Source organism: Streptomyces sp. AV19 (assembly GCF_015999245.1).
Classification (GTDB): domain Bacteria; phylum Actinomycetota; class Actinomycetes; order Streptomycetales; family Streptomycetaceae; genus Streptomyces.
This window is the reverse complement of the sequence record NZ_JAEAMR010000005.1, coordinates 101076-115061: the sequence shown is the minus strand read 5'-3', so window position 1 is coordinate 115061 and position 13986 is coordinate 101076. Positions and strand designations below refer to the sequence as shown.

Here is a 13986-nt window from a genome sequence, read left to right as displayed (position 1 = left end):
GGTGGTCCGGGGGGGGGGGGGGGGGGGGGCCCGCGCGGGGGGGGCGGGGGGGGGGCCGGGGGGGGTTCCGGGGGGGGGCGCCCCGGGCCCCGCCCTTTCCCGTTTCCCGGGGGCCCCCGGGGCCCCGACCGCCCTGCGGGCGGTGATGGCGGGGGCTGCGCCCCCACGACGCCGGCTCCGTCCCCGGGCCCTGGGCGGGGCTCCGCCCCCTGGGCCCCCACGATGCGGCTCGCCGCGTGGACCGGGGCTGCGCCCCTGGACCTCGTACCCGGTGGGCACACCTCGCCCCGGGCCTCGTACCCGGGGGGCGGAGCCCCGGCCCTCTTGCCGGGGCTCCGCCCCAGGCCCGCCGTACGGCTCCACTCCGGGCTCCCTGCAACGCGGCTTCATCCTGTGCCCCGCGATACGCCCCCGCACCGGGGCCCGGCTCGCCCTTCGGGCGGTATCCCGGGGCTTCGTGCCCTGGCCTCCGCACCGGGGGCGCCCTGGACTTCGTATCCGAGGGCTGCGTTGCCCACGATTCCCACCGGGACTCTGCCCTCAGGGGCCGCAGCGCGGCTTCGCCGCGTTCCGGGGGCTTCGCCCCCTGGACATCTGAAGCGCCCTTCGGGCGCTGTCCTCAAGCGCCGGACGGGCTGATTCGTGTGCCCGGGCCGGGAATCCGAGGGCCGGGCGTCCGGCGCTTGAGGACAATGCGGCGGAGCCGCATCGCAGGGTCCGGGTCCCGAATCAAGGCGCAGCCCCCGCAACGGGGTTCAGGGGCGGAGCCCCGAAAAGAGGGCCGGGACGTACCCCGGGTTCAGCCCCGATCCACACGACGGAGCCGCATCGCGGGGCCCAGGGGGCGCAGCCCCCCAACGGGGCGCAGGGGCGGAGCCCCGCCGGGACCGGGGGCGGAGCCCCGCCGGGACCGGGGACGGAGCCCCGGTGGGGGTGCAGGGGGCGTAGCCCCCCGCCATCACCGCCCGCAGGGCGGTCGGGGCCCGGGGGCTCCCCGGGAAACGGTGAAAGGGCGGGGCCGGGGGACTTCAACTGCGCGACGACTCCGCCGGCGTACCCCCTACACCCCCGACGACCCCTTCCGCGGCAGGAACACCCACACCACCACCGCCCCCACCAACGTCACCCCACCCGCCACCAACGACGTCACCCGCATCGCCGACACGAACGCCTCCACCGCCCGCGTCGCGAGCACGTCGCCCCCGGCCGTCGCCCCCAGGCGGCCCGCGACCGTGAGGGCGCCCTCCACCGACTCCTCCGCCAGGGGGCGCAGTGTCGTCGGCAGGGGGGCCAGGGCCTCGCGGACGCGGACGCGGTAGTGGGAGGAGAGGAGGGAGCCCAGGACGGCGACGCCCAGGGCTCCGGCCACCTGGCGCAGGGAGTTGAGCATGGCGGCCCCGGCGCCGGCCGTCCGCTGGGGCATCGTCGACATCGCGGAGGCCGTCGCGACGGGCATGGCGAGGCCCATCGCGCTGCCCATGAGGAAGAACAGCGCCTCGCACTGCCAGAGCGGCGAGCGCTGGTCGAGGAGGCTCACGCCGAAGAAGGTGAGGGCGGTCATCGTCAGACCGGCCGCGCAGACGGCCCGGACGCCGAAGCGGCGGGCGGCGGAGGCGCTGGCGGGGGAGACGACGAGCTGGGCGGCGGCGAGCGGCAGGAGGCAGCAGCCGGCCTGCAACGACGAGTAGCCGCGCACGCTCTGGAGATAGAAGATCATGTAGAAGGAGGAGCCGAGCAGGCCGAAGAAGACCACGCCGACGACGGCCGCGGCCGCCGAGAAGCGGGCGTCCCGGAAGCAGCGCAGGTCCATCGCGGGGTGGCTGGTGCGGCGTTCCCACAGGACGAAGGCGCCCAGCAGGGCCGTGCCGCCCAGCGCGTTCGCCCACACCCGGGGCGGGGTCCACGCGCCGAGCTCGCCGCCCTCGACGATGCCCAGGACGAGCAGGCCCAGGCCGGCGACGCACAGCAGCACGCCGACGGGGTCGAAGCGGCGGGGCGCCGGATCGGCGGACTCGGGCACCACCAGCGCGACGGCCACCGAACCCACCAGCACCACGGGGAGGTTGACGAGGAAGATGGAGCCCCACCAGTAGTGCTCCAGGAGCAGCCCGCCGGTCACCGGCCCGATGGCGATGGCCAGTCCGGCCGAGGCGGCCCACAGACCGATGGCCCGGGGGCGCTCGGCGGGCGGGAAGGCGTGGGTGATGATGGCCAGGGTGGCGGGCACCACGAGGGCGGCGCCGATGCCCATGGCCCCGCGGGAGGCGATGAGTTGGGCCGCGTCCTGCGCGTAGGCGGCCGTGGCCGAGAAGATTCCGAAGAGCAACAGGCCGGCCAGCAGCGTCCGTTTGCGGCCGAAGCGGTCCGCGGTGAGTCCCGCGGTGATGAGCAGGGTGGCGAAGACGAGGGTGTAGGCGTCGACGGACCATTGCAGGTCGCCGGAGGAGGCGCCCAGTCCGTCGGGCGCGGGCAGGGCGAGGGTGCGCAGCGCGACGCTGACGATGGAGGTGTCGAGCACCACCAGCACCACGCTGACCACCAGGGAGGCCAGGATCCGCCAGCGGCGCGGGTCGGCCTCGATCTCCTCGGACACCAGGTGTCCCGTCTCGTTCTGCAGCATGGGACTCCGCTTCTCCCCCGTCCGGGTGATCCCATAAACGCGACAACGGTAGGGAAGGACGAACTGTGAAGCAAGTAGGCATATAAGCGTACTCATTGTTTTTTCAGGGCTCCCTTGACGGCGTACCGCCCAAGTCGGGACCGTTGGTGACGAGACGGCCGCATCGGGCGAACCGCCCGGGCGGCCCGTCCGCCTCCCTGCCCTGCATCCGTTGCACCCCTGTGCCGATCGGAGCCCGCCCTGAATTCCCCGTCGCCCGGACCGGTCCCGTCGCCCGGCCCGACCCTCGAGGAGATCCGCACGGTCGTCAACGACCTCGTGCCCTTCCAGAAGTTCGCCGGTGTCGAGGTCACGGACATCGCCGCCGGCCGTGCCGTCGCCACGCTGCCGGACTCCGGCGACACCCTCAACCACGTGGGCACCCGGCACGCCGCCGCCCTGTTCCTGGTGGCCGAGGCCGCCTCGGGGGCCGCGCTCGCGGGGGCGCTGCGCGAGCGGATCGCGGAAATCTCCTTCGTCCTGCGGGAATCGGCGATCTCCTACCGCAGGAAGGCCCGTGGGGAGATCCGGGCGGTGGCCGCGGTGCCGGACACGGACCTGCCGGCCAGGGTCGCTCAACTGCCGCCCGGCGAACGGTTCGAGGCCACGACCACCTCCCTCCTGCACGACACCGGGGGCGAACCCGTCGCCGAGGCCTCGTTCACCTACCACTGCCGCCTGCTGGCCCCCTGACACCCCGGGGCGCACGACAGCACGAAAGGAAGAAGAGCCCGGTGAACTCCCTGGAGCGCCACGACCTTCCGGTCGCGAGGATCCCCAAGCGCTGGTACAACGTGCTTCCCGACCTGCCCCGCGCCCCCGACGACTTCCTCGACCCGGGCACCGGGGAACCGGTCCGGACGGAGTTCATGGAGCGGCTGCTGCCCAAGGCCCTGGTCGCCCAGGAGACCTCCATGGAGCGGTGGATCGCCATCCCCGAGGAGGTCCGCGCGGCCTACCGGCTCTGGCGGCCGACCCCCCTCTACCGGGCCCACGCCCTCGAACGGCACCTCGACACCCCCGCCGAGATCTACTTCAAGTACGAGGGGGCCAGCCCCTCCGGCTCGCACAAGCTCAACTCCGCGCTGGCACAGGCGTACTACGCCAAGCTGGAGGGCTGCGACCGGCTCGTCACCGACACCGGGGCCGGCCAGTGGGGCAGCGCCCTGTCCATGGCGTGCAGCCTGTTCGGCATCAAGGCGCTCGTCTACATGGTCCGCGCCAGCTTCGAGACCAAGCCCTACCGGCGGCACTTCATGGAGACCTTCGGCCAGGAGGTCCTGCCCAGCCCCGGCCCGCACACGGAGTTCGGCCGCAACCTGCTCAAGGAACACCCCGACCACCCCGGTTCCGAGGCCACCGCGGTGAGCGAGGCACTGGAGACCGTCCGGCAGAACGCGGGCGACCGTTTCTCCATGGGCGCCTTCGCCGGACACGTCCTGCTGCACCAGACCGTCGTCGGCCTGGAGACCCGCGAGCAGCTCGAAGAGCTCGGCAAGCAGCCCGACTTCCTCGTCGCCTCCGTCGGCTGCGGCAGCAACATGGGCGGGTTCGCCTTCCCGTTCGTCGGCGACAAGCTCGCCGGGGCGGACATCTCCATCCTCGCCGCCGAACCGGCCGCCTGTCCCACCCTGACCAGCGGCACGTACCGCTACGACTTCGCGGACGCCAGCGGACTGGGCCCGATGGCCCGCACCTACACCCTCGGCCACGAGTTCGTCCCGCCGCCCATCCACTCCGGCGGACTGCGCTACCACGGCGCCGCCCCGCTCGTCGGCCTCGCCCGGCACGAGGGGATCCTCGACTCGCGGGCCTACGCCCAGAAGGCCGTCTTCGAGGCGGGCGCGCTCTTCGCCCGGCTGCACGGACTGCTCCCCGCGCCCGAGACCGCCCACGCCATCCGCGCCGCCATGGACCTCGCCGTCGAGTGCCGCGAGCGGCGCCGCCGGGCCGTCATCGTCTTCTGCTACAGCGGCCACGGCCTGCTCGACCTCGGCGCCTACGGCTCGTACACCGCCGGGGAGATGGCCGACGCCGAGCCCTACGAGACCACTCTCGCCGCGGGCGGCCCCGCCCCCGCCGTCCCGGCCGGAAGGTGACCGATGTACTCCTACCCGCAGTACATCGACGGACAGGACCGGCCCGGCACCTCCTGGACCTACTGCCTGGACGCCGGCGCCTTCCTCGCCGACCCGCGCGGCGCCTTCGGCCGCAAGCGGCGCCTCGAACGCGGCGACGGGACCGCCGCGGGCGACACCGCCGGCATCACCGGCCGGGTCGCGCTCAGCGGCCCGGACGACGTCGCCGACGCGCTGCGCGCCGCGCACGCCGCCCGCCGCGAATGGGCCCGCACCGACCTCGACACCCGCATGGAACTCGGCCCCCGGCTGCACGCCGCCCTCCGGGCCCGCCACGACGAACTCCTCGACATCCTCGTCTCCGAGGGCCACCCGCGCCGCCTGGCCGAGTGGGAGATCGCCGGCATGCTCATGGGCAGCAGCCCGGAGACCGTCTCCTTCTACCGCAGCCAGCTGGAGCAGCGCTTCGACAGCCCCGGCCGCTCCCTCGCGCTGCTGCGCAAGCCCGACGGAGTGGTGTGCCTCAACCCGCCGCAGAACGCGGCCGCGTCCAACTCGTTCCTGGGCACGGCCACCCTCGGCGCCGGCAACACCCTCGTCGTCAAGGCCCCCCGCACCGCGCCCCTGGGCGTCGCCTTCATCTACCGCGAGCTGGTTGCCCCCATCCTCGACGAACTCGGCGCCCCGCCCGGCACCGTCAACCTGGTCTCCGGCGCCACCCGCCCCATGCTCCGCCAGTGGCTGAACAGCCCGCACGTCGACGACATCATGTTCTTCGGCGACAGCGACACCGGCCTGGAGTTCGGCGGCGAGTGCGTCGCGCACGGCAAGAAGCCCGTCCTCGAACTCTCCGGCAACGACAGCCTGGTGGTGTGGAACGACGCCGACCTGGACGGCGCCGTCGACGCGCTCACCGAGTGCTTCTACGGCTCCGGGCAGATCTGCATGGTGCCCAAGTGCGCCGTCGTCCACCCCGACGTCGCCGACGCCCTGCTGGAGAAGCTCACCGCCCGCTGCCGCACCCTGCGCCCCGGCTATCCCGACGACCCCGAGGTCCTGCTCAGCCCCGTGCTGAAGATCGGCGGCTTCCACGAGGTGCTCGCCGACGCCGAACAGCACGGCTGCACGGTCCTGTGCGGCGGCCGCCGGGTGGACGTCGCCGGCGAACCGTCGCTGGCCGGGACGTTCCTCGAACCCACCGTCGTCCGCGTGAACGGGCTGCGCGACGCCCGCCGGGTGCGGGCCGTGCGCGAGGAGACCTTCTTCCCGCTCCTGCCCGTCGTCGTCCCCGACGAGCGCGACGACACCCGCGAACTCCTCGACACCGTCATCGACTTCGTCAACGACAACGCGTACGGGCTGCGCAACTCCCTGTGGTCCGGCGACGAGAAGGTCATCAACGCCTTCGTCCGCCAGATCACCAACGCCGGCCTGCTCAAGGTCAACGACTCCCACATCGGCTTCGTCCCCTACCTCGGCACGCACGGCGGCACCGGCCGCACCGGCGGACCGTACGGCGAGCTGAACTACCCGATCCTGCGCACCTCCCACCTGCAGGGCGTCTCCGTCGTCACCGACGGCTCCCGCCCCGCCCCCATGTGAACCCCGCATGACCCCGGACCGCTCCCGGCCGAAGAGATCGGAGGAAGGCACCATGCGCACCCCGTGCGACCAGGAGCGGCCCGCACCGGCCCCGGCACGGCCGGCGGCCGCCGCACTCCGGCGCCGCCGCCCGCGCCGGCGAAGGCCCGCCCGGCCCGACCGGCTCACCACCCGCCTGGCCGTGAAGGTCGGCGGCCGCCGGGTGGTGGTCACCGGCGCCTCCGGCGCCATCGGCCGGCAGCTCGCCGTCCTCCTCGGACAGGCCGGCGCCGACCTCGTCCTGCTCGGCCGCGACCGGCAGGCCCTCGCCGAGACCGCCCGCCGCGCCGCGGGCGGCACCGGCACCGCGGTCATCCACACGGCGGACCTCACCGTCCCCGCCGACATCGCCCGCTTCACCGACCGGCTCACCGCCGAGTACGGCGGCGCCGACATCCTCGTCAACAACGCCGGACGCTCCATCCGGCGCGGCGCCGCCCACGCGGTCGAGCGCCCCCACGACTACCGCAGGACCATGGCCGTCAACTACTTCGGCGCCGTGGACCTCACCCTGCGCCTGCTCCCCGGCATGCGCGAACGCGGCCACGGCCACATCGTCAACGTCGCCACCATCGGACTCCAGCTCGGCATGGGCCGCTTCACCGCCTACAACCCCTCCAAGGCCGCCCTGGAGGCGTTCGGCCACTCCCTCGCCCCCGAGCTGCGCCGCGAGGGCATCCGCGTCAGCACCGTCCACCTGCCGCTGGTCCGCACCCCGATGAGCGCGCCCACCACCGCGTTCGCCCGGCTGCCCGCCCTCCACCCCCACCAGGCCGCCCGCCTGATCTGCACCGCGCTCGTCACCGGCAGGCCCCGCGTCTCCACCCGGCTCGGCACCCTCGGCGAACTCCTCGGCGTCGTCGCCCCCCCGGGCCCGCCTCGCCCTCGCCACCCTGGAGTACCGCTTCCTGCCCGAAACCCCCGGCGCCGTACGCGACTTCGGGACCGGTGGCCGATGAACGACACCGTGTTCCGGCAGGCCCTGGACAGCCCCACCCTGGCCCACGCCTTCGACATCACCGCCCGGGCCCTCGCCGGCCGGCCCGCCCTGCGCGCGGCCGACGGACGGACGTACACCTGGGGCGCCTACCGCGACGCCGCGCGGCGCTGCGCCGCCGGGCTCGCCCGGCTCGGACTGCGCCCCGGGGACACCCTCGGCCTGCTCCTCGGCAACCGGCCCGAGTTCCACATCGCCGACGCCGCCGCGATGACCACCGGCGTGACGACCTGCTCGCTCTACCCCACCTCCCCGCAGGACGAACTGCGCCACCTCGTCGACGACTCGCGCACGGGCGTCCTCGTGACCGACGACCCGGCCCGGGCCGAGGACCTGCGCCGCCACTGCCCGGGCCTGCGCGACGTGGCCCTCGTCACCGAGGACGGCCTCGGACCGCTGACGGACGCCGGCGACACCGACCCGTACGGCCACCGGCCCCGCCCCGACGACGTCCTCACCGTCGTCTACACCTCCGGAACCACCGGACCGGCCAAGGGAGTCGAGCTCACCCACGGCGCCGTCCGCGCCGCCGGCCGGGCCTTCCTGGAGCGCGTGCCGCTCCCGCCCGGCAGCCGCCTGGTGTCGTACCTGCCCATGGCCCACATCGCCGAGCGCTGCTGCTCGCACTACCTGCCCATGGTCCTGGGCGCCGACGTCACCTGCTGCGCCGGGCCCGAGCGGCTCTTCTCCGTCCTGCCCGCGGTCCGCCCGCACTGGCTGTTCTCCGTCCCCCGCATGTGGGAGAAGCTGCGCACCCGCCTGCTCGCCGAACTCGCCGCCGCACCCGAGGAGTTCCGCTACGGCGCCCTGCGCGCCCTGGAGCTCGGCGAGGCGCTCGCGGTCACCGAGGACGCGGCCGCCCGCGCGGAGTACGAACGCCTGGAGCCCGGCCACCTGGCCCCCGTACGGAACCTGCTCGGCCTCGACGAGACCCGCTTCGTCCACGTCGGCGCCGCCCCCGTCGCCCCCGCGACCATGGCCTTCCTGCGCGCCCTCGGCCTGCCCGTCGGCGAGATCTGGGGCATGACCGAACTGTGCGCCGCCGCCTGCGTGACCGTCCCCGGACAGCACCGGGCCGGCTGGATCGGACCGCCCCTGCCCGGCGTCGAGGTGCGCACCGCCCCCGACGGCGAAGTGCTCGTCCGCGGCCCGGGCTCCCTGCGCGGCTACCGCGGCCGGCCCCGCGAGACCGCCGAGGTGCTCGACGCGGAGGGCTGGGTGCACACCGGGGACCTCGGCGAACTGGCGGACGACGGCGCGCTGCGCATCACCGGCCGCAAGAAGGACCTCATCGTCAACGCCTACGGCAAGAACATGGCACCCGCCCGCATCGAGGCCCGCATCGGCCACGGCGACCCCCTCATCGACCAGGTCTGCGTCATCGGCGACGGCCGCCCGTACAACGTCGCCCTCATCACCCTCGGCGTCGGCACCGGCGCCGACCCGGACCCCGAACGGATCCGCCGCGCCGTCGCCCGCGGCAACCGGCACCTGTCCCGGCCGGAACGCGTACGGCGGTTCGCCGTCGTCGAGGACGCCTGGACGCCGCACAGCGGACTGGTCACCCCCACCCTCAAGGTGCGCCGCCGGAGCATCGGCCGGCACTACCGGGACCTCATCGACACCCTCTACGCCGGCGGCGGCCTGACCCCCCTCGAGGACTGACCCATGCGGCCCCTGACGAACGCCCCCCGGCCCGCCCCGCCGGTCGCCGTCACGACCGCGCGGCTCGCCGGGCAACTCCCGGGCAGCGGCGCGGAGTTCACCCCCCGGGCGCCGTTCACCCTCGACGTGATCGCCCGCCTGCCCGGCGCCACCGCCGACGACGTCGCCCTGGCCCACGAGCGCGCCCGCGCCGCCCAACGGGATTGGGCCGCCCGGGACGTACGCGACCGGGCCCGCGTCCTCGGCCGCGTCCACGACCTGCTCCTCGACCGGCGCCGCGAGGCCCTCGACCTGCTCCAGTGGGAGACCGGCAAGGCCCGCGCCCACGCCTTCGAGGAGGTCGTGGACGCCGCCGGGGTCTGCCGCCACTACGCGCGCCGCGCCGCCGCGCTCCTCGCCCCGCGCCGCCGCCCCGGCGCGCTGCCGCTGCTGACGGCCGTGCGCGAACTGCGCCACCCCAAGGGCGTCGTCGCCGTCATCACCCCCTGGAACTACCCGCTCAGCCTCGCCGTCACCGACATCGTCCCCGCCCTGCTCGCGGGCAACGCCGTCGTCCACAAGCCCGACACCCAGACCGCCTGCACCACACTGTGGACCCGCGCCCTGTGCACCGAGGCCGGACTCCCCGAGGAGCTCTGGCAGATCGTCGTCGGCGAACCCGCCGACGTCGGGCCCGCGCTGCTGGCCGGCGCCGACCACCTGGCCTTCACCGGCTCCACCGCCGCCGGCCGCGTCCTCGGCCGCATGGCCGCCGACCGGATCATCGGCTGCATGCTCGAACTCGGCGGCAAGAACCCCCTGGTGGTCCTCGCCGACGCCGACGTCGAACGGGCCGCCGCCGGAGCCGTCCGGGCCTGCTTCACCAGCGCCGGACAACTGTGCATGGCCGCCGAGCGGATCCTCGTCCACGCCTCCGTCCACGACCGGTTCCTCGACCGCTTCCTGGACCGCGTCGCCGCCCTCCGCCTCTCCGCGGCCTTCGACTTCGGCGCCGACATGGGCTCGCTCACCTCCCGCCGCCAGCTCGACCGCGTCGCCTTCCACATCGGCGAGGCCCTCGACAAGGGCGCCCGCGTGCTGTGCGGCGGACGGCCGCGCCCCGACATCGGGCCGCTCTTCCACGAACCGACCGTCCTCGCCGACGTCGCCCCCGGCATGGCCGTGCACCGCGAGGAGACCTTCGGGCCCGTCGTGTCCGTCCGCCCCTTCCGCGACGACGAACAGGCCGTCGCGCTCGCCAACGACGGACCCTACGGCCTCAACGCCAGCGTCTGGAGCCGCAGTCCGGCCCGCGCCGCCGCGCTCGCCGCCCGGCTGTCCGCCGGCGCCGTCAACATCAACGAGGGCTTCCGCACCGCCTACGTCTCCTACGCCGCGCCCATGGGCGGCCGCGGCCACTCCGGCACCGGCCACCGGCACGGCCCCGGCGGCCTGTTGCAGTACACCGACCTCCAAGTGGTCGCCCACGCCCGGGCGGACCTCCTCGACCCCCGACCGGGCGCCGACCCCGAACGCCACACCGAGCGGCTGACCGCGCTGCGCCGGACGATGACGAGGCTGGGACTGGGATGACTCACTTCAGCTGCTTCCTGGTCGGCGGCAACGCCATGGTCGCCTCCTGCGCCGAACTCCTCCTGGAGCGCGGCCACCGGGTGCTCGGCGTCGTCTCCGCCGACCCCGGCGTCCGCGACTGGGCCGGGCGCGCCGGGCTGCCGCCGCTCGGATTCGGCCCGCACCTGGAGGACCGGCTCGCCGCCGAGCCGTTCGACCACCTCTTCAGCGTCGCCAACCTGCGCATGCTGCCCCGGCGCCTCCTCGCCCTGCCGCGCGGCCTGCCCGTCAACTTCCACGACGGCCCGCTGCCCCGGCACGCCGGCGTGCACGCCACCGCCTGGGCGCTCCTGGAGGGCGAGACCGTCCACGGCGTCAGCTGGCACGTGATGACCGGGGAGGCCGACACCGGCGACCTCCTGGCGCACCGCGAGGTGCCGGTGACACCGGGCGAGACCAGCGCGACGCTCAACGTGAAGTGCCTGGAAGCCGGCCTCGACGCTTTCGCCGAACTCGCCGACGCGCTGACCTCCGGCCAGGTGCGACGCCGGCCCCAGGACCTCGCGCGGCGCACCTACCACGGCCGCCACGACCGGCCGCCGGGCGGCGGCCTCCTGCGCTGGGGCCGGCCCGACGCGGAACTGGACGCGGCCGTGCGCGCCCGCGACTTCGGGCCGCACGCCAACACCTTCGGCACGGCGAAGGTGCTGATCGGTGAACGGGCTGTCGTCGTCCGCGAGTTGACCGTCCTGCCCGGACGCTCGGGGCGCGCCCCGGGCACGGTGACCGCCGCCGACGGCAGTCTCGTCGTCGCCACCGCCGGGCGCGACGTCCGGCTGACCCTGGCCGGGGAAGCCGGCGGCCTGCGGCCGGGCGACCGGCTCCCCGTGCCCGACGCCCGCCTGCTGGACGCGGCCGGCCGCGCCGAGGCCGCGGCCCTGCCCGACGAGGCGTACTGGGTACGGCGGCTGAGCCGGCTGGAACCCGCCGACCTGCCCCACCGGAGCGACGACGCGACCGTCGAGGCCGAGGTGCCCGTGCCCGACGGCGTACACGACCCGCACTGGCTGCTGGCCGCCCTCCTCGCCTTCCTCGTACGCGTCGGCGTCGCCCCGGGCACCGACGTACGACTGCTCCGGCCCGCCCCGGACACCGGCCACCGGGCCGTCGACGGCCTGTACGCGGACTGGATCCCGCTGCGCGTACCGCCGTTGGACGGGGACGGCATGGCGGCGCTGCGCGACCGGGTGGCCCGGGACGCGACCGGGCGGGGGCCGTTCGCGCACGACCTGTGGGCCCGCCACCCCCGGCTGCGCACGGCCTCCCGGGCGCTCCCCGTCTGCTTCGCGCTCGACGGCCAACCGGTCGGACCCCCGCCCGGCACCGCCCTGTCGATCCGCATCCCGCGCCGGACCGGGGAGCCCTGCCGGTGGACCGGCCCCGGCGGCCCGCTCGCCGCGTACGCCGCCGCCTTCCTGGGCGACCTCGCCCGGACGCGCGAGGACCCCGCCCGCGTCCCGCTCGGCACCGACGGGGCCCGGCGCGCCATGGCGGCGTGGAACGACACCGCCGCCGCCCTCCCGCCCGGCACCACCGTGCACCGCATGGTCGCCCGCCAGGCCCGGCTGCGCCCCGAGGCCCCCGCCGTCACCTGTGCCGGACGGACCCTCGGCTATGGCGAACTGGACTTCCGCTCCTCGGAGTTGGCGGGTCACCTGCGCGCCCGCGGCGCGGGCCCCGGGCGACGGGTCGGCGTCTACCTCGACCGGTCCGCCGACCTGCCGGTGGCCCTCCTCGGCATCATGAAGTCCGGCGCCGCCTACGTCCCCCTCGACCCCGTCTACCCGCCCGCCCGCATCGCCGCCATGCTCGACGACGCCGCCCCGGCCCTGCTGGTCACCGAGGAACGCCTGGCCGGCACGCTGCCCGCGACCGGCGCCGGCATCGTCGTACTGGACCGGCGACGGGCCGCCGCCGAGCCCGTGGACGGCGCGGACGTCGACCCCGGCAGCGACGCGTACGTCATCTTCACCTCCGGCTCCACCGGCCGCCCCAAGGGCGTGCGCGTCGGCCACCGGGCCCTGGCCAACTTCGTGTGCGCGATGGCCGACGCGCCCGGCTTCACCACCGGTGACCGGCTGCTCGCCGTCACCACCCTCTGCTTCGACATCGCCGGACTCGAACTCCACGTCCCCCCGGCCACCGGCGGACACGTCGAGATCGCCCCGGACGGGACGGCGGCCGACGGCTTCGCGCTGCGCGCCCTCCTGGAGCGCTCCCGCCCCACCGTCCTGCAGGCCACCCCCGCCACCTGGCGCATGCTGCTCGACGCGGGCTGGCAGGGACCGCCGCCGGACGCGCCGCTGCGGATGCTGTGCGGCGGCGAGGCGCTGCCCGGGGACCTCGCGCGCGAACTGCTCGCCCGGGGCGGCCGGTTGTGGAACCTCTACGGGCCCACCGAGACCACGATCTGGTCCGCCGTCACCGAAGTGCTCCCCGGCCAACAGCCCCTGGTCGGGCCGCCGGTCGCCAACACCCGCTTCCACGTGCTGGACCCGGAGCGGCGCCCGCTGCCGCCCGGCGTGCCCGGCGAGCTGTACATCGGCGGGACGGGCGTGGCCTCCGGCTACCTGAATCGGCCGGAGCTGACGGCCGAACGGTTCGTGACCGTCCCCCAGGACCCGGGGACCGTCTACCGCACCGGCGACCTCGTCCGTCAACTCCCCGACGGATACCTGGAGTTCCTCGGACGGGCCGACGGCCAGGTCAAGATCCGCGGCTACCGCGTCGAGACCGGCGAGGTCGAGGCGGCCCTGCGCGACCACCCCGCCGTGGACGGCGCCGTGGTCGCCGTGCGCGACGAACGGCTCGTCGGCTACGTCGTCCCGCGCGGCACCCCGCCCGCGGCCGGCGAACTGCGCGCCCACCTGGCCGCCGGACTGCCCGGCTACATGATCCCCTCGGTCTTCGTGACGCTGGAGGCCATTCCGCTGACCGCCAACGGCAAGACCGACCGGGCCGCCCTGCCCGCCCCCGTACCGCCCCGGCCTCCCGCCGCGGCCGGGCCGCCCGACCGCTCCGAACGCCTCGTCGCCGACGTCTGGCGCGAGGTGCTGCGTCTGGACCGGGTCGGCGTCGAGGACAACTTCTTCGAGGTCGGCGGGGACTCCCTGCTGCTGATGCGTGTCATGGCCCGGCTGAGGGACCGCACCCCGGAGCCCCTGACCCGCGTGGAGATGTTCATGTACCCCACCATCCGGGCGCTGGCCCGCCGCCTCGCACCGCCCGGCGCACCCCGCCCGGGCCCGCCGGAGCCCGCCCGCCGCACCGGCGGCCGCTCCGCGCTGGGCGAGCTGCGCCGGCGCCGCCACGACTGACCCACGACCACCGCCACC

At 75.4% G+C, this 13986-nt stretch carries 7 protein-coding genes; 6 read left to right on the top strand and 1 reads right to left on the bottom strand.

All coding sequences use genetic code 11. The features are described 5' to 3' along the window. Positions 1-1060: 1060 nt before the first annotated feature. Positions 1061-2620, bottom strand: a complete 1560-nt coding sequence (locus tag I5Q34_RS07765) for a DHA2 family efflux MFS transporter permease subunit (RefSeq protein ID WP_199891442.1) — start codon at positions 2618-2620, stop codon at positions 1061-1063. Between the two features lie 162 nt (positions 2621-2782). Here I5Q34_RS07765 and I5Q34_RS07760 point away from each other — a divergent pair, with 162 nt between their 5' ends. From I5Q34_RS07760 to I5Q34_RS07735, 6 genes are read left to right on the top strand one after another with little or no spacing between them, the layout of a single operon-like run. Beyond that, the gene (locus I5Q34_RS07760; protein WP_307811652.1) at positions 2783-3352 is read left to right on the top strand and encodes a DUF4442 domain-containing protein; all 570 of its coding nucleotides are present in this window, start codon (positions 2783-2785) and stop codon (positions 3350-3352) included. Between the two features lie 41 nt (positions 3353-3393). Beyond that, positions 3394-4758 (top strand): TrpB-like pyridoxal phosphate-dependent enzyme, encoded by a 1365-nt coding sequence (locus I5Q34_RS07755; RefSeq protein ID WP_199891440.1) that lies wholly within the window; start codon positions 3394-3396, stop codon positions 4756-4758. A gap of 3 nt (positions 4759-4761) precedes the next feature. Beyond that, positions 4762-6339 (top strand): aldehyde dehydrogenase, encoded by a 1578-nt coding sequence (locus tag I5Q34_RS07750; protein WP_199891439.1) that lies wholly within the window; start codon positions 4762-4764, stop codon positions 6337-6339. A gap of 52 nt (positions 6340-6391) precedes the next feature. Then, entirely contained in the window at positions 6392-9040 is a 2649-nt protein-coding gene (locus I5Q34_RS07745; protein WP_199891438.1) for an SDR family NAD(P)-dependent oxidoreductase, read from the top strand. Positions 9041-9043: 3 nt separating this feature from the next. Beyond that, positions 9044-10612 (top strand): succinic semialdehyde dehydrogenase, encoded by a 1569-nt coding sequence (locus tag I5Q34_RS07740; RefSeq protein WP_199891437.1) that lies wholly within the window; start codon positions 9044-9046, stop codon positions 10610-10612. Continuing rightward, positions 10609-13968 (top strand): amino acid adenylation domain-containing protein, encoded by a 3360-nt coding sequence (locus I5Q34_RS07735; protein ID WP_199891436.1) that lies wholly within the window; start codon positions 10609-10611, stop codon positions 13966-13968. Before I5Q34_RS07740 ends, I5Q34_RS07735 begins: the two co-directional genes overlap by 4 nt. Positions 13969-13986: the final 18 nt, after the last annotated feature.